Below are 17401 nucleotides of genomic sequence, written 5' to 3'. Positions count from 1 at the left end.
TTTACTTCCTGATTAGTGACTTAACCAGGTTTTTCATTGCCTTGCTGGTTTCCTGAGTATTCGAATTATCGCCCTTGGCCCAGAACTGATATTGAAGTGCTTCATCCAGTTTATTGAGTTGCTCCATATACTCGGCAATATCCGTATTGCGGACATGGTCCGCTTTGGATTTAAAGGCGTAGTTCACCGAGATGTTATTGCCAATATGATCGGAGGTTCTGGAGAAGGTGAACCAGGGATTGTCTATCTGTAGATCCTGGGATTCCTCTCTCCACAAAACCTCTCCAGTAATTTTGGCTACTGCTTTGTGGTTGATATCCACAGGATGTGCCAGCGCTAATGGGCTCTGGCGAATACGCTTCTGGGGGCTGGTAATATAAGAGGCGATACTGGAGCCATACAGTGAGAAAATCTTCCGAGCAGAGTTCAACTCGGCAAAATCACTGATCTCATATAGCTCCGATACCTGAAGTACATTTTCACCCCGATTGTCCTGGTGCTTGATATTGGATGTGATTTCAATACCGGGGTAGTAAGTTGCCATAAAGTTTGCGTAATTACTCTTTATGTATTCAGAGTCTGCTGACTGGAAAAATTGACGCATCTGCTCCGCTTTGAGAGCGCTGTAGGTGGACTCAACAGTTAGCCCTGCGGTATTGGCACCGGCATTGATTTCAAAATTTTCGGTGACATCCAGTTGCAGAGTGCCGTTGGCGGGATAAATCGTGGTTACTTGTTTTAATGCTCGGGTTCCCTTTCGAATGGGGAGTGCCAATTCATAATCAAAGAAGCCTTTGCTCTTGATATTGGAGCCCTGTCCGGAAGCGGTGCCGTCAACCCAATAATCTTGTCCATTGAGCTCAATGACGCTGATTACATGATCAAATGAACTGGGAGAGGGGATATCATTGGCAAGGTCACGACCGCGTCCTGAAGACACTAAAGCGGGGTAAGAGTTAACCCCCAGGTGAGACAACATGGCGGTTATTAATATGGCTTTGTCTTTACAGTCGCCATAACGCTTATCCAAAGTCTCTCTCGGCGTTCGCGGTTGGTGTGAGTTGATTCCAAACTCGATCCCAAAGTAGCGAATATCCTCCTGAACGTAGGCAATAGCCTTGCTGACAGCTCCCTCAAGGCCTTCCTCTGCGCGCCATTGATCCAATTGCCGGGTGAGTTCCTGTGGCAGGGAGAGGTCAATATCGTAGAGTGTCATTGCCCAGTCGTTTACTTCAGCCCAGCTGTTATAGCCTGAATATTGGATGTAGTTGAATGGGTCATGCCAGTGAGGATATTCCCCCTCCTGAAGTATCGGAGATACCTGCTTCAGGTCCAGCGTGTACTGGTAAGTGTCGTTATTGCGGGTAACGTTCACCGGTACTTTTTCATTGTTAAAACGGTAGTTGAGCTTGTTGTCACTGGTAATTTTCACATAGCGCCTGTCGATGGCATCCGGCCATGACAAGTAGAAAGTACCAAAATCCCCGCGTTCAAAAATAGGATTGCTTCCCTCGAGTGTATAAGCGTAGGAGATTTTGTCACCGGGTCGGATATCCTCAAGAATGTAAAGCGCATTCCACATTTCAGAGTAGAGTTTGCTGGACAGCTCCTGCTCAGACTGGAATAACTTGAAGTCCTGTTTGTCCAGGCGATCAATCACTTGATCATTGCGGGTGACGGTAATTTCGTGAACGACCAGCTGCTGGAACGCGGGGTAAAAACTAATGTTCAGTTCCGATACCTGTTTAACCCCCTGCTGATTGAGGGGCTCCATCACCAACTGAAAATAGTATTGGTGTTGTTCGTTCGTATGGGATATCTGGGAGTTGCTCAGGTGATACCTAACACTGCCTTCGGGTGCAGTGACACTACTCGAGAGGTCGACGGCATCCACCCAAGTGGGTGTTGGGGCTATGTTAATTTCAGGGGTAGCCTGGGCCAGCGACACAGCAAATAAGAGAGTCACAGCCAGAATTTGGCCGAAGGAACGATATTTCAAAATGAGCCTCGATTGTTATCTACAGCCTATACCGGCGGAGACAGAATAGATCTTGGGTGGGGAGTAAGCAGGAGGGGCACGCAGGGCACCCTACGATTGATTCGCTCCTGTTGAACCCTGGATCTTTCCCTATAGGGCAGTGCCTGTTGCCGCTTGGTGTTGGGATCGTTTAGTGAACAGCCGGTAATATACCCCAATGGCTATGGGCTGAGTATCGGATGGGTATGACCGCTGGCGTTTTGAATAAGTTTTTCGGCGGTTCAAATTGATGAAGGCAGGGTTTGTTGTGTCCGGGCGATAAAACGGTTAAAAAACGACCGAATCTTGAAGGTGGGAGGCCACCCAGCTTGTAAGCTGAGTGACCTGAGATCTGCTTATTGGGTTTGCTCCTGAACGGGCATTTCTTCGAGCTTAGCCTTTATCTCTTTCAGCTTTTCCTTAACCCGGGCTGCATTGTCGGGGCCCATGCGGATCATCAGCTTTTGTATTCCAGGGAGTTTTTCCAGTTTTGGATCGGCAAATTTGTAATACACCGACGGGCGTATCAATTGAATAGGGCCTTCAACATCTGGCGCTGCCAGTACATTGTCGATTGCTCCAATCACCACCTGGTGGAATGACTTGTTGCGAATCCCCAGCTCGCCGTAGGCCTGGGCTAAACGGGGGTACCAGTATTGATACAATGTAATGATGGCATCAGTGTTAGCCAGTGCGAACAATCGTACTGGTTGGTCGTAACGGCGATAGTTCTCCGGGGACAGCTGGTAGCCTTCAGCGGATGACCCAGTAACGGTGATGGGGCCGCGAATGGTTTTCAGCGGGCGATGCTTGTGAATCAGCTCACCACGGGATGCTGCGTTGGCAGCGGCTACCCATTTACGTATTACTTCATCAGGTACCAGCCAGCGGGACAAGGCGCCGTCGGGTGCCAAGGACATTAATTCGTCATATGCGGCCTTATCGCTCTCGTTCAGGGGGGGAGGTGGCTCTCTGCCGGGCTCCTCTTCGATGACTGGCTCCTCGGGCGGTTGGGCTGGTTCCTGGCTCTCAGGTTGTGCCAGGGCTTCTGGCTCGGGAGCAGTTTGGGGTTCTTCGACAACACCGATGGTGGGAATTTCTTTTTTCTTTTCCTCGCCGGTCCAGAGCCAATAGGCTGCTGCAGCGACAACGACCACCACAATAATGCCGATGATCCACCCTTGCCTAGATTGTTGTTCCGACATTCCCTGCCTCCTTTGACTGCTAACAGAATGTGACGCTTGGACCACGACAAAGCGCTGCGGTTTCTCGCGATCTGCTGGTTTTACATTACTCTGCAAAAGCGCCGCTCGCAAAATAGTTTTACTATGGGGTAATTGCACAACCTTATCGCCGGTCTTATACCCTGCGCAGCACCTACGCCCCCGCGCGGGAGGATGTTTGATTTACTGGGCCTATTAGAGTGGTCTGGGGAGCTTCTGAATAATTCTGAGCGGCGAATAAAAGAGAGAACAATGGGAAAATTCACCAGCTTATTGATTGGCCTGATGCTGGGTGGTGTACAAGCTGCCGTGGCTGCAGAGCCGGTAGACCCTTTTTGGCGCAATGCGACAGTTTATTTTATGTTGCCGGACCGTTTTAATAACGGCGATAGCAGCAATGATTTTCCCTACGGCCGCAAAGACGATGCAGCATACCTGCGCGGTTTTGAGGGAGGGGATCTGCGCGGTGTTATCGAGAAAATTGAAGCCGGGTATTTTAATGATCTCGGGGTCGATGCTATCTGGATGGCCCCGGTGATTGAAAACATCCATGGCTACAATGAGTCCGATAAACGCACCTACGCTTTCCATGGCTACTGGCCTAAGGACTGGACTGCCGTAGATGCCAACTTTGGCACCGAAGCAGAACTGGCAGAATTGATTGAGGTAGCTCACAGCCAGGGGATTCGCGTATTGCTGGATGTAATTCTCAATCACACCGGGCCAGTCACTGAACAGGATTCCAGATGGCCCTCGAGTTGGCTGCGCAATAGCCAGCAATGCGACTGGTCTGACTATGCCGGCAATGTTGAGTGTGCAATTCACGCGAACCTGACGGATATCCTCACGGAGAGCGAGAAAGATGTCGAGTTGCCGCCGCAACTGGTGGCAAAGTGGAAAAAAGAAGGTCGCCTGCAGCAAGAGCAGCGTGAACTGGATGCCTTTTTCGAGCGCACTGGCTATCCCCGCGCCCCCAAATATTACCTGATCAAGTGGTTAACCGACTGGGTGCGTGAATACGGTGTCGATGGTTTTCGTGTGGACACCGTCAAACACGTAGAGCCACAAGCATGGGCAATACTGAAAAACGAAGCGGATATAGCCCTGGCCGAGTGGAAGGCTGAGAACCCGAAGAAGAAATTGGACGATCGCAATTTCTTTATGGTGGGTGAGGTTTACCATTTCGGCGTTAACAACTTTGGTCCCAGTGTTGGTCGCTCTTACGATTATAGCGACCGGAAAGTGGACTTTTATCAGTACGGTTTTGACAGTCTGATTAACTTCGATTTTGCCCAGGTTGCGGGTAAGCCAGCGGAGGATATTTTCTCCAGCTATTCCTCCTCCTTGAACAGTGGTGAACTAAAAGGGTTCGGTGTCCTGAATTATCTAGGCTCCCACGATGACCATCACTCATTTGACCGCGAGCGCCAGCACACACTGAGTGCCGCAAGTAAACTGATGTTAGCGCCCGGTGCTGTGCAGATATATTACGGTGATGAACTGGCGCGCCCCATGATTGATGATCGGGCATTCGGCGACGCCTCTATGCGCACCAATATGAACTGGGATGACTTGGAAAAGCCGGAAACCCGTGCATTGCTGGCTCATTGGCAGAAGCTTGGGCAGTTTCGTCGATCGCACCCGGCAGTTGGCGCTGGTGTACACCAGAAGCTGGAGGATAAGCCTTATACATTCTCCCGCACCTTATTTGGTGAGCAGCCGGTAGTTGTGGCGATGGAACTGTCCGCGGGTGAGAAGAGCGTATCAGTTAAAGGTGTGTTTGCCGATGGTATCGAACTGACCGATTACTATTCGGGCAAGCGGGCCAAAGTTGAGGATGGCAGGGTGAATTTCGATACAGAGGGAACTCTGCTACTGCTATCGGCTAAATCGCAGTAAATCCAAAAAAGAAAGCCCCTGCAGATAGCACTGCTGGGGCTTTCAGCATCCTTGAAAATGGGATGACTTAGTCGTTGTTCATTGTTGTTGTGGTGAACTGGTTACATACCATCACATCAACGTCCAACTGGCCAATTACACGCTCGGCAGTATTGCCACGCAGGAATGAGCCGGTCTCGCCGTACTGATTCATGGTTCCCATCACGACCAGGTCTGCATCGATCTCACGAGCCACTTCCTCAACAACATCACTGGTATAGCCGCGCTTTACGTGAATGCGATGGGTGGGGACACCGGTTTTATCGGCAAGCTTGGCCAAAGCACCGCGATCTGGGTAGAGCATGGAATCCAGGAAAGCGTTTACGAGGTGTAGCTCTGCCCCGTAATGACCTGCGATATAGGTCGCGCGTTCGCTGATCTGGCGATTGAGCTCGCGCTGCTCGAGGGTTTTTGCCTGGTAGTTAACGGTAGCCAATACAACTTTGCGCTCGTCCTTGGCGCCGGGGCGAATCAATACTACTGGGCAGCGCGCTGTTTTCAGGACTCGCCACTTGGATTCGGCGAAAGTAAAGCGACGGCTGCTCTTCGCGTGTACTGGTAGGTAGATCATTTCTGCGTTGCAACGCTTTGATTCCTGCACGATGGCCGCCTGCCAATCACTGGACCAGCAAACAGTGATCTCACAGGAAAGACCAGCTTCTGAGATGGGTTCACGAATTTGTTCACGGAACCACGACTCATCGCGAAATAGGTGGTCGTTAACAGCACGGGTATCCACCGCTTCACCATCAACTGCGACGAATACAGCCAGTCGCGGCTGAGGATTGCGTCCACGTGAAGTGATCAGGGCTCGCTCCAGAGCTACATGCTTCTCATCGTTAGGGTCCACTACAACGAATACGGTGCTTTGCTGCTCCATTTTTTCTCCTCAACTAAGCGTGTTACTGGCCAGTGCGACCTGCAGTTGACCAAGAGGTCTAATCTATCATGATGGGGTGGTCAGCCCGAGTACCTGACTGTCCCATTTGTCGAATTTGGCGCCTATCTCATCGAATAATTTTGTTGCGCATAATGGCGAAGTTGGGGGTGGGGGTATTGAGGTAGATCAAGTTTATAGGTAGCGCGTGCAAGCCCTACTACAACCAAAATGCGGGTGACCAGAATTCAAAATGTATTCTTGCCTGGTAGCGTTATTTAGAGCTGGTTGGAGTATGTTGGGATTGGAAGTACTTAGAGAGTGGGGGGGCTAACTACAACACCATAAGTAACTATCGGCTACAGGCTCTTTGAGTTAAGCCGTGATCGGTTCTTTTAGTCTTTCCCAAAGAAACTTACTCGGTGAAGAGGGAGCGCGCACTATACGCGCGTCCCTAGTGCTCAATTCGTAAGGTTTAGACTTCCCGATACTGGTCAATGAGCGCTTTGATATTTTTCTTAAGTACAGCGCCAATATCTCCACCTGCACCGCCCACGGACAGATCACTATCGGCGTGAGCCTTGTATTTAACATCACCGGTTTCGGAGTCCTTAACAGTCAGGACAGAGTCAACGCCTCCCTTTCCTGCGCCAAAGCCAACAGCCCAGCGCAATGCGCGATTTCCGTATTGAACCTTCACATCAAGATCAACGAGCAAAGTCTTGCCTTCAGCTTCATCTAAGGAATTGACGAGTTGATAATCGCTCTCTCTGGCAAATTCCTCGAGTTCACTGCGGGTATGGAGCTCCCAACTTTTCATTTTTTCCTGTAGGGCACTATTGTTTTTGGCTGCACTTTCATTTGAGTACACCCTTACATCTTGTATTAATATATTTTTATAGTCTTCAAAACTTTGCGCTTGAACGTCTGTTTTTACGTGTGCGACACCACATCCGTATAAAGCTGAAAGTGTCACTGCAAGGCAAAATACCTTTATCCCTTTGAAAAATTTCATCCTTTTCCCCTTAATTTGAATATAAAAGCTGAAGCTTCACAGTAGGGATCGAGCCCTAGCTGTCTATTTCAGTTACCGGCTGAGCGGTTTTATAGTTAGTGCAGATGGAATGAACTACATGTTCACTGCCCGGTAAGTTTACAAGGAAAATACATTACTTTCTCTACTGATAAGGTGAGATCACACTTGAATGAAGCTATGGTGCCAAATTGTAAGGCAATTTCCTTCAGATACACTATGCCAAAACTTGAGCCTGCAGTCTGAGGAACTAATCAAAATTGTCTACCGCAATAGCTTAGATGCATAGCAGGTTTTGTATGGCAGATTGCCACATCTGCTGTAGGAGGTAGGTAGATAAACTTAGTGATTTGGGTGTTTAAGTGACAAATTGAAGTGTTTTTAGAAAGGTTCTATGTTTAACGCCCGTCCCTCTTGCTAGCGACTGGTAGAGAGATCAAAACGCAAAACATGTATTTCTACCGTCGTTTGTTATATATTTTTAGCTACTGATTGAACTGACACAAATCCAGTTCCCGACCATTAAGGTAGCCATACTGGGTACCTAAAACGTAGTTAAACAAAATGTAAGCCCTGAAATGTCGCAGAAGTGTAGTTCATTGGCTAGTTATATGCTATTTATCAATTAGCAATTTCTTTATTCATTCTACTTGGCTCATAACGCGCTATAAAAGGTTTAAGCGTTACAGAGAAACTGCGAAGTGAAGCTCCAGCCCTGTCGGAGTGACTTTCATTAATTTATTATGAATTTTCGATATTCCAGTTGTCTACGACATTTGAGTAGATTAATTCTCTAATGCTAATTATTAACGTCGATATACCCAGGGCTAGCGCACCTATACCCAGTTTGAAAGTGTAGTCGCATAGCGAACTAGATAACTCGGCTAGCCGGAAGCAGTTTAACTTTTCGCTTAGCACCATTTCATCTTGTGCAACAGTAAATACGCCTTTGCAAAAATCTTTAATATCAAAATGAGCACAAGAAGATGCAGCACCGAGTGCGTACCATGCAACAAATCCAGATAATAAGGCAAGTGAAAGAAAAGTTACTTGCCGCTTGCTAAATTTCAATTACTGCCTCCATTTACACTTGTCGAACAGTCGAGTAATTTCTTGTAAGCCCAGCGCACATAATGCAGGATTATGTCGATTTTCTCGATATCCTGGATGCAATATTACTCTAGACTACGGTAAACAAGGCATTACTACAGCTATAACGGAGCTGTGTAAACATCCAAATCATATGGAGACGCTATAGCTATAGAGTTGGCTGAAGAGCTTGCTCGTGGAGATAGACCTTGAGGTCGGGCGATTGAACAGGTGGGGGAAGGTTGGGTGGCTGAAGAGGCTCTTGTTATTTCAGTTTACTGTGCCCTTAAAGCTCCAAGCTTCAAAGAAGCGTTGCTGATGGCTGTTAATCACGATGGCGATTTAGATTCTACAGGCTCTATTAGCGGAATCCTGATTGGTGCCAATTAGGGTGTGGGTGCAATTCTTGCAAACTGGTTGGCTCAACTTGAGCTATCTGATGAGATATCAGAAATAGGTCAGGATCTACTGGAGTTTCGAGATTGGCCTGTAAGTGAGTTTGATGAACACTGCGATTATGCTCATGGAATAACTAAGAAATATCTGGGGTATTAATTTCTATCTATCTAGAGTCATCGCTAAGAAGTGCTCACATACCGTCATTACTTCAAGCATTTAAAGCTAGAGTTGTGAGTGATTCTGTTTTCCCGTCTGTTTAAATTTTGGTCTTAAAAGCCAAATTATCTTCGCTATTTAGACCTGTAGCACAAATATCTACTACGCCCCCTATAGGGAGGATGTGCTCTCAAGCACTGATTATTAGCCTTCCAAATGCCCGAATAGTTGTAATTTCGGGTTTGCAGTAGCACAGGAGGTGCATATTACCGCTGCTGTTCGGTATCTGTTCACACACTACCGGTTTATTGATGCCTTTGGTGGTCTGTGGATATCTCAGGATGAGTGATCAATTGGCCGGGTATTGAAATCCAGCAGTTTAGATACTGCGTAGTTGGGGTTTCCAAATATCTGGCTTGAATTGCAAAAAATAATAAATGGTCACCTGTGATGATAAGCCTGAACTTTTCTTCGCCGCTTTCGGTGCTTCCCACAAATTCTTTTCTTGAGCGAATGCCTATTGGTTGTGTCGCCTGAGGAGAATATTTCTAGCTCCTACTGTGGGGCGAATGCAATCCAAGTATTTGCAAGTGCCTGGGAAAAGGCGTGCTTATAGGTTGACCCTATTTATGTAGAAATGGAGAGCCATTAATCATTGGTGGGCAACTGCTCCTGGGGTTCTCCTTATACAAAAAAAGATAACGACTACAGATGAGAGAAAAAGGAAAGCTAAAATGAAAAAACAATTTCCGTTAAAAGGGCTTCTGGGAGGCGCGAGTATCGTACTCGGAGCCATGTCCAGTACCCATGCCAGCGCAGGCACGGCCTTTGTACACCTGTTCGAATGGAGCTGGAATGATATCGCCAGTGAATGTGAGGAGTTCCTAGGGCCGAAAGGTTTTGACGCGGTACAGATCTCCCCGCCCCATGAACATATCAGCCACTCCACCTGGTGGGCGCGCTACCAGCCGGTTTCCTACACTAACCTGACCAGCCGCAGCGGTACCGAGGCTGAGTTACAGAGCATGATCAGCCGCTGTAATGCGGTGGGTGTAAAAGTCTACGCAGATGTAGTCATCAACCATACGGCGGCCTGGAATGGTGGAGGCACGGGTTGGGGCGGTACTGAGTGGACACTGTTGAATCACCCCGGTGAGTTTTCCTCTTGGGATTATCACTCCGATTGCACTATTGATAACTATAGCGATGCGAATAATGTCTGGAATTGCCGCTTGAGTGGACTTCCAGATTTGGATACTGGTTCCAGTTATGTTCAGCAGACCCTGGCCGATTACCTAAATAAATTACAGGGTATGGGCGTTGATGGTTTCCGTGTAGATGCGGTTAAGCATATGTCTCCCAGCGATATGTACAGCATCATGAGTAAAGCTGGTAATCCCTGGATCTTTTCTGAAGTTATCGGCGCAGCTGGCGAAGCCTCTGAAATCCAGCCATCAAATTATACATTCCTGGGCCGTGTGACTGAATTCAAGTACGGCACTGATGTAGCGAGTAATTTTAACGGACAAATTAAAAACCTCGCCAGTATTGGCGAGAGTTGGGGACTTTTATCTTCCAGCGATGCAGTTCACTTTATTGACAACCACGATCGTGAACGTGGCCACGGTGGCGGCGGTAACCTGACCTATCACGATGGCTACAAGTACAACCTGGCCAACGTTTTTATGCTGGCACACCCCTATGGCTACCCGAAGGTAATGTCGGGTTATGACTTTACCGATACGGATATAGGTCCCCCCAGCACTGGACCGGAAAGCTGTGAAAACAATGAATGGGTATGTCAGCACCGATGGGGCAATATTGCCAATATGGTGGGTTTCCGTAACTACACCGATGGCACCAGTATGGAAAATTGGTGGGATAACGGAGATAACCAGATTGCCTTTGGACGCGGTGATAAAGGCTATGTCGTTATCAATAACGAGGGTAATTCTTTCAGCCAGACACTGTATACAGGCCTTCCTGCAGGGGACTACTGTAATGTCCTGGCGGGAGATAATGAGTGCAGCGGCGACGTTATTTCCGTAGGCAGCAATGGCTATGCCACTTTCAATGTTGCAGCTTATTCCGCTGCTGCTATTCACGGTGGGCAGCTATCTGGTTCCTGTGGTGATGAATGTTCTGGGACGGGTTTTCCCAGCCTTTATTTCCGTGGCACAGCTAATAATTGGGAAGCAACAGCTTTTGAATTGGTAGCAGATAATACCTGGCAATTGGTGGTCAATTTTGATGGCCAGGCGGACCAACGCTTTAAGTTGGATATCTATGGTGACTGGGCCGAAAATTACGGTGACGATGGTGCTGATGGCACATTGGATCAAACCGGAGCAGATATTTATATTTCAGTAACCGGAAACTATCTCATTGAAGTAAATGATGAGACTCTGGCCTATTCGATCACTGAGGTCTCTTCCCAGCAGGCACCTACTGCAACCGTGACTCCAGTATCCAGCACAGTAGAAGTCAATCAGAGTATCACCCTGGATGCCAGCAGCTCTACTGATAGCGACGGTAGTGTGGTTTCCTATAGCTGGAGCAGTGGTGGTAGTTCTTCCTCGACGACTTTGAGCTTCGCCAGTGCGGGTACTTATACCGAGACAGTCACTGTTACTGACAACGATGGCTTAACCGATAGTGCTAAGGCAACCATTACCGTGACTGATCCCAGTGCTGGTTATGCTCAAAACTTTACGGCATTAAATTTCCGCGGTACGTCCAATAGCTGGGGCACTCAGGCGATGACCCTGGTTGCAGATAATACCTGGCGTGCCACTGTGGTGTTTGATGGCAGCAGTAACCAGCGCTTTAAGTTTGATGTTAGCAGTGACTGGGCTGAAAACTACGGGGATAACAATGCGGACGGCTCTCTGGAGCTGGGTGGGGATGATATCTACACCGATGTATCAGGTACCTATATTGTTGAGGTAAATGATGAAACCTTGAGCTACAGCCTGACCTGTGCAGACTGTGGTAGTTACGCATCCAATTTTTCCTCACTTTATTTCCGTGGCACGCCAAATAGTTGGGGTGCTGACGCTATGGAATTAGTAGCCGACAATACCTGGGAAATCCAGGTAAATTTTGATGGTCAATCGCAGCAGCGTTTCAAGTTCGATGTTAATGCTGACTGGAGTGAAAACTACGGCGATAGCGACTCCGATGGTGACTTGGAGCAGGGTGGGTCTGATATCTACACTTCTGTAAACGGAAGCTACAAGGTGCAGGTGAATGATCAAACCATGATTTATAGTGTGGTTGCACTGTAATTGATAAGAGCCTGCAGGCCAGGAAGTTGGTCTGCAGGCTTCTTTAGTTATTTATTTTCTTTTTCTTTAGCCAGCAGAGCTTGTTGTAGCGCCTGCAATTTTGCAATCTCTTCTTGATTTAACTTTGGGTTCGATTCACAACGAGGATCGGTTTTTTGCAGCAAGGCCAGTATTTCTTTTGTTAATGGTATGGGTTCACAGCCGTGTCCGGTCTCGCAAATTAAATCCCACTGCGGTTTGGCCTGGACATGACAGGCAAAGCAGTTACCTCCAAAACGGTTAACTACATCAACAAAACCTCGCTTACGGATTTTGCTGCCTTCCTCAGAAACATCCAGTTCAAAAAACTCCCAATCTTTAGTGGCGGGGTTAAAGCCTTTTTGGTGTTTGATCATCACTTCCCCGGGTACTAACTGGACCACTGATCCAGGAGGATAAACACCTCCAGTGCTGGAGTTTGCGACCTCTAGAGTCCCATCCAGATCTCCCAGTAAATTATCCACATAAAACCCCCGCACCTTGGTCATATCTCGGATGCAGTTAAAAGTCTCGTCTGTTACCTGGATAGGTGCTTCGCCCTGTTCAGCCTTGTTAGTTTCAGCCATTGTAGGAAGTGCTACTGATGCTAAAAGTGCAGCCAAAATTAGGTTTAGTGGTGAAAAATAGCGGCTATGTTGTCGGTTCATAATGTCCCCTTGCATATCAATTTCGGCTTTTATTTAAATTGTGCACAATATAATTGTGAGCAATATACATGGAGTAGTGTTTATGTCAAGCGAGTTACCTGATGAGTATGGTTAGGGATTGTCGGGAATATGTTGTGAGAAAGGGGATAAGGTGGGTATAAATTGCTGTGCTTAAGCGTTCTTGGAGGGGAGTAATCCCCTCCAGGGCTGAGTGGCTATTTCTGGGGAACAGCGGATATTGCAAAGATATGGCTTTCGTAGGGTGCCAACTGGATCTTTGTGGAGGCTTGGTCTTTTTCCAAGATAAGGTTTGCCACCTTATTGGATATCTGGCTTTCAGCCAGGTAGCTGCCCGGTTGTAGTTTCCAGGCCTCTAGAAGTGCTGTAGGCAACTGAAAATCAAACTCCACTGCCCTGTTATCGAAGTTGGCGATTACCAACAATTTTTCATGTTCGCTCCAGCGGGCAAAGGAAAATTGTTTTTCACCATAGCCAGAGTTTTGCTTGCGGTTGTAGCTGTGCAAGTCCAGGTAATCGCCAAGTAAGGCCGGGCTCTGTTTGGAGAAATTAAGCAGGCGCTGGTAGAAGCTGCGCAGCTCTTTTTCTTCTTTTGTCAGCAGTGCAGTGTCAAAAGCGCCCTCATTGTTCCAGCGGCGTACACTGGGTACTGACCAGTAGTCGAAAATGGTGGTGCGGCTGGCTTTGCCGAAGCCGGTATCTTTGTTGGCGGGTTCTCCTAACTCCTGGCCAAAGTAAACCAAGGTAGGGGCTGGAGAGAGCATGGCAGACACCAGCATTGCAGGTTTGCCTGCCTCTGGGTTGCCAGAAAATTGTGCGCTGGCAATACGCTGCTCGTCGTGGTTCTCCATAAAGCGCAACATATGAGAGGAAATATCTACCAGGCTTGCCTGTACCTCTGCGATTTTATCTGCGCTGCCCTTGTTCTCCATGACCGCACGAATAGCGTCGTAAGTACCGACTTTATCGTAGAGATAATCCATTTTGCCCAGATGCAGATAATCCCGATAGCGCTCTGGAGTATAGATTTCGGCAAGTAACAGTGTGTTGGGGTTGCGCATTTTGATGGAGGAATTCAGGTAGCTCCAGAATTCTACCGGCACCATACCGGCCATATCATAGCGGAATCCGTCCACGCCAAAGTCCAGCCAGTAGTGGGCGATATCGCGGAATTTTTTCCAGGTATCCGGGACTTTCTTGTCTGCCCAAAACTGGGCGTGGGCCCGGTAGTCGCGCTCGGCATACTCCTGGGGTAGCTCAGAAAAGTTCTTGCTGTTATCGGGACGAACGCCAAAATTAATTTTGACGGTTTCATACCAGTCGTGCATGGCAGGTTGTGCACTGCGCGCGCCATTACCGGTCCATTTAGCTGGACTCTCTACAAACTGCCCATCGACAAGATCATTGGCTTCGCCATTGAGTGGCTGATAACTGTCTTCTGCAACGGGCACGCGGAAGTCTTCGCCCACCACATAGTAGAAATTGTTGTTGCGGGCGTAGGTGACCTGGGTGTTGTCGCCAGCTCCAAAATCCTGCACGCCTTGGGGTTTATCGAGAGAATGATAGGCGCGGGCTACATGATTGGGCACTATATCGATAATTACTTTCAGGCCGGCCGCGTGGCTGCGTTCCACCAGTGCGCGGAATTCCTGTAATCGCTCTGCTGGGTTATTGGCCAGGTCTGGGTTTACGCTGTAGTAATCCTTGATGGCATAGGGAGAGCCGGCGCGGCCTTTGACCACATCTGGATCATCGTTACTGATACCGTATTCCGTATAGTCGCCAACGAGGGCGTGGTGCAGGGCGCCGGTGTACCAGATATGGGTGGCGCCCAGCGCGTGGATTTCATTCAGTGCTTTTGGGGTAAAGTCGGAGAACTTGCCCACACCATTCTCTTTGAGTGTGCCCCAGGGTTTGTTGGTACTGTTAGTGTTGCCAAATAAGCGCGGTAGCACTTGGTAGATAACGGCTTTTTTCTCCGCAACTTTTTCAGCGGGCTGTAATTCTTCCGGGCTGCTCTCCTGGCTGCAGCCGGCAGTGCCGAATAGAGCAGCGCCCAGTAGGGAAGCCGAAAGGAGTTTGGCAATAAACAGGGAATGTAACTTCTTCATTGTTTCCTGATGACTTTAAATTTTTTTGTCAGTGAACAGCGGTTTGCTGAATTATTGATTTTTGAGCACTAGATCCAGCGGTTCTTTGTGCCAGTCAAATTTAACCAGCAGTTGCTGCTTGCTCTTGTTGTACCAGGCCCCACGGGGTGCCTGAGCAAAGTCTTTTTCACTGTCGAAAATAGGCAGGGATTCGCCGGTAACATCAAGCTGCGCAGGCACTTGTTGCCAGTTGTGGATCTTTAAATTGACCTTGCGGGATTCCGGCATACCGGTATAACCGTCTCCTTCTCGATTAAAGGCGAAGGTTAAACCCTGCTGTTTGTTTTCAGCTGAGAAATGCAGCTTCTCGTATTTGCCTTTTTCAAAAGCCTGCGCGGTAGCGCCATCATCTTCATAAACATAGCGCTCGGACTTTGCTGCTGATGGGTGCGCGTAGTAGTCCAGGATCAGGTTTTTACTGGAGTAATCGCGGCTGCTGTGAATATCGTCAATGGTGGGAATAATGGCGCCGGCCCGCACCAGTACAGGAATCGTTTTCAGGTTCACCTCTACCAGAGCCTGATCGCCAGAATATTGTTCATCAGTCCAGTAATCGAACCAGGTGCCGCCGGGCAGTTTTACCGCGACCTCATCCGCATCTTCTTCCACGACCGGGGCAACGAGGAAGTCCTGCCCCCAAAGGTAGGCATCCTTGTAGTTCAGGAGAGATAGGTCACTTTCGTTTTCGAAAAACAGCGGGCGCATCAGCGGCATGCCGGTCTGGCTGTTTTCGAAGGCGAGGGTGTAGTTGTAGGGCAGCAGGCGATAGCGTAGTTTTACATACTCGCGCAGGATATCGCGGGTGCGGCGATCATGGAAAACCGGTTCGGAAGCAATATGCTCCTGGGCGTGCGGGCGGTAAACCGGTTGGAATACGCCGTACTGTAACCAGCGGATGTAGAGTTCGCGGTCAAATTTTTCACCTCCGGCAAAGCCTCCCAGGTCTGAATGGGTGTAGCCAAAGCCCAGCAAGCCCATACTCAGAGCTAATTCCACCTGGGGCTGTAAGCCACCCCATTCCCGAGCGACGTTGCCGGTCCAGGGGATCATGCCGTAGCGCTGGGAGCCGGCAAAACCGGCGCGCATCATAATAAAGGGGCGACGCTCAGGGTGCTTTGCCGTTTGGCGTTCGTGCAGTAATTGCGCCCAGGCGTGGCCGAAGGCGTTGTGGATCTCATCGGCCATACCGATTGCGTGAACGGTATCGGAGGGGTGAACTTCCGGTTCACCCAAGTCGCCCCACCAGCCGGCTACGCCCTGTTCCAATAACCCGTCGTAAATATTCCAGAACCAGTCGCGGCCATCTTCGGAGAAGACATCGATCAGGCCGGTATTGCCGAAATAGAAATTAAAACGCTTGGGTTCTCCGGCCAGGTTTTTGGCCAGGGCATTATTCGCCACGGCTTCCTGCCAGCGCTCGGAGGTGGAGAGGACAAAAGGCTCGGTCACCAGGATGGTATTGATGCCGCGTTTTTTAAGGTCGGCCATCATCTTTTCTGGTTCGGGAAAGGCTTCCTTGTCCCAAGCCAGGTTGCCCATATGGCCTTTGATATCCGGGCCAAACCAGTAGAGGTCCAACACCAGGGCGTCCAGGGGGAAATCTTCTTCGGCAAACTTATCCACGGTTGCGCGGACTTCAGCTTCGCTGTGATAGCCAAAGCGCGAGGCGAAGTTACCCAGGGCCCAACGGGGTGGCAGGGGCTGTTTGCCGGTGGTGGATACATAATTTTCCAGCAACTGTGGATAAGTATCACCGGCTACCACGATGTAAGCGGTGCGCCCGGCTACAGCTTCAAATTGCAGGATATCTTCTTCGTTTGCGCCCAGATCCAGGGTGCCGGTGGCAGAGTTGTCGAACAGCAGAATGTATTTGTTGCTGGACAGTACTGCTGGCAGGGAAAAATACATCTGGTTGGATTCGGTGGTGTATCCGTAATGGGCACGGTTATACAGGGGCAGGCGTTGACCGCGACGGTCCATCCCCATAACCCGCTCTCCGCCACCCAGCAGTTTTTCCTCTGGCGACAGTGCGAAACGGAATCCGCGCATCGTCTCGGTGGCAAAGAAACCACTCTCTTCACTCAGGATTTGTTCGCTACCGCGCAAGTACTCGATTCGGAAGGGAGACTTGTGGATGACTGCAGTAAGCGAGCCAGTGCGGTAAACGAGCTTGTCCCCTTGTTGCTCCAGCATCGCCTCGGATCGGCCAGCAGAATTGGTGGCCAACGCAAATGAGGGCAACTGCTTCAGGCCTTCGCGGCGATAGTGCACCGATAGCGCTGACGGACCAACCGGGGTGAGGGTGACCTCGCCCTCACTCGTCTGTACAGTTAGTGAGTCTTCGCTCATGGTGTGATCGCGGTAGTTGCGCTGTTCAGCGGCCAGGGATTGAGCGCTCAGGCAGAGTGTAGCTGCGAGGCACACCAGGCGCAGGAGTGGGAGTTTTAGGATCATCGCGCGGGACTTCAGTTGCTTGATTAGGATTCACAGTTTCGTGTTGGCCCGGCGTATACGCATGGGCCTGAGTT

Annotated in this window: 11 protein-coding genes; 3 read left to right on the top strand and 8 right to left on the bottom strand. The window is 49.2% G+C overall.

The features are described from left to right. Position 1: 1 nt before the first annotated feature. Positions 2-1999 carry a DUF3857 domain-containing transglutaminase family protein gene (locus tag ACJJI1_RS05375; protein ID WP_444958764.1) on the bottom strand — a complete coding sequence of 666 codons (1998 nt, stop codon included), beginning with the start codon at positions 1997-1999 and terminating at the stop codon, positions 2-4. Positions 2000-2373: 374 nt separating this feature from the next. Beyond that, a complete protein-coding gene (locus ACJJI1_RS05370; RefSeq protein WP_413663508.1) occupies positions 2374-3222 on the bottom strand; it encodes a DUF3014 domain-containing protein in 849 nt (282 codons plus the stop codon). Between the two features lie 270 nt (positions 3223-3492). Here ACJJI1_RS05370 and ACJJI1_RS05365 point away from each other — a divergent pair, with 270 nt between their 5' ends. Continuing rightward, positions 3493-5139: an alpha-amylase family glycosyl hydrolase gene (locus ACJJI1_RS05365; RefSeq protein ID WP_444958763.1), complete on the top strand. Its 1647-nt coding sequence runs from the start codon at positions 3493-3495 to the stop codon at positions 5137-5139. A gap of 67 nt (positions 5140-5206) precedes the next feature. On the opposite strand, the gene ACJJI1_RS05360 is transcribed toward ACJJI1_RS05365, so the two are convergent. From ACJJI1_RS05360 to ACJJI1_RS05350, 3 genes are all read right to left on the bottom strand, one after another. Next, positions 5207-6058, bottom strand: coding sequence for a universal stress protein (locus ACJJI1_RS05360; RefSeq protein ID WP_413663505.1), 852 nt, complete (start codon positions 6056-6058; stop codon positions 5207-5209). A 472-nt stretch (positions 6059-6530) separates the two neighbouring features. Next, a complete protein-coding gene (locus ACJJI1_RS05355) occupies positions 6531-7070 on the bottom strand; it encodes a hypothetical protein (protein WP_282931061.1) in 540 nt (179 codons plus the stop codon). 759 nt (positions 7071-7829) lie between these two features. After that, positions 7830-8159 carry a hypothetical protein gene (locus ACJJI1_RS05350; RefSeq protein WP_444911623.1) on the bottom strand — a complete coding sequence of 110 codons (330 nt, stop codon included), beginning with the start codon at positions 8157-8159 and terminating at the stop codon, positions 7830-7832. Positions 8160-8423: 264 nt separating this feature from the next. On the opposite strand from ACJJI1_RS05350, the gene ACJJI1_RS05345 reads away from it, so the two are divergent. Beyond that, positions 8424-8567, top strand: a complete 144-nt coding sequence (locus tag ACJJI1_RS05345) for an ADP-ribosylglycohydrolase family protein (protein WP_444918351.1) — start codon at positions 8424-8426, stop codon at positions 8565-8567. Between the two features lie 899 nt (positions 8568-9466). Then, positions 9467-12019, top strand: a complete 2553-nt coding sequence (locus ACJJI1_RS05340; protein WP_444958762.1) for an alpha amylase C-terminal domain-containing protein — start codon at positions 9467-9469, stop codon at positions 12017-12019. A gap of 47 nt (positions 12020-12066) precedes the next feature. Here the strand turns inward: ACJJI1_RS05340 and ACJJI1_RS05335 are convergent, their stop codons facing one another. From ACJJI1_RS05335 to ACJJI1_RS05325, 3 genes are all read right to left on the bottom strand, one after another. Next, complete coding sequence (locus ACJJI1_RS05335) at positions 12067-12660, bottom strand: hypothetical protein (protein ID WP_444958761.1); 594 nt, start codon at positions 12658-12660, stop codon at positions 12067-12069. Positions 12661-12920: 260 nt separating this feature from the next. Next, positions 12921-14834, bottom strand: coding sequence for an alpha-amylase family glycosyl hydrolase (locus ACJJI1_RS05330; protein ID WP_444958760.1), 1914 nt, complete (start codon positions 14832-14834; stop codon positions 12921-12923). Positions 14835-14885: 51 nt separating this feature from the next. Further along, positions 14886-17327: a glycoside hydrolase family 31 protein gene (locus ACJJI1_RS05325; protein WP_444958759.1), complete on the bottom strand. Its 2442-nt coding sequence runs from the start codon at positions 17325-17327 to the stop codon at positions 14886-14888. Positions 17328-17401 lie beyond the last annotated feature (74 nt).

The organism is Microbulbifer maximicatervae (SeqCode), assembly GCF_052467065.1.
This window is presented reverse-complemented; position numbering and strand designations above follow the sequence as displayed.

Coding starts and splice junctions, on each gene's coding strand:
- ACJJI1_RS05360 (WP_413663505.1), bottom strand. CDS start 6,058: ATGGAGCAGCAAAGCACCGTATTCGTTGTAGTGGACCCTAACGATGAG.
- ACJJI1_RS05370 (WP_413663508.1), bottom strand. CDS start 3,222: ATGTCGGAACAACAATCTAGGCAAGGGTGGATCATCGGCATTATTGTG.
- ACJJI1_RS05325 (WP_444958759.1), bottom strand. CDS start 17,327: ATGATCCTAAAACTCCCACTCCTGCGCCTGGTGTGCCTCGCAGCTACA.
- ACJJI1_RS05355 (WP_282931061.1), bottom strand. CDS start 7,070: ATGAAATTTTTCAAAGGGATAAAGGTATTTTGCCTTGCAGTGACACTT.
- ACJJI1_RS05340 (WP_444958762.1), top strand. CDS start 9,467: ATGAAAAAACAATTTCCGTTAAAAGGGCTTCTGGGAGGCGCGAGTATC.
- ACJJI1_RS05365 (WP_444958763.1), top strand. CDS start 3,493: ATGGGAAAATTCACCAGCTTATTGATTGGCCTGATGCTGGGTGGTGTA.
- ACJJI1_RS05330 (WP_444958760.1), bottom strand. CDS start 14,834: ATGAAGAAGTTACATTCCCTGTTTATTGCCAAACTCCTTTCGGCTTCC.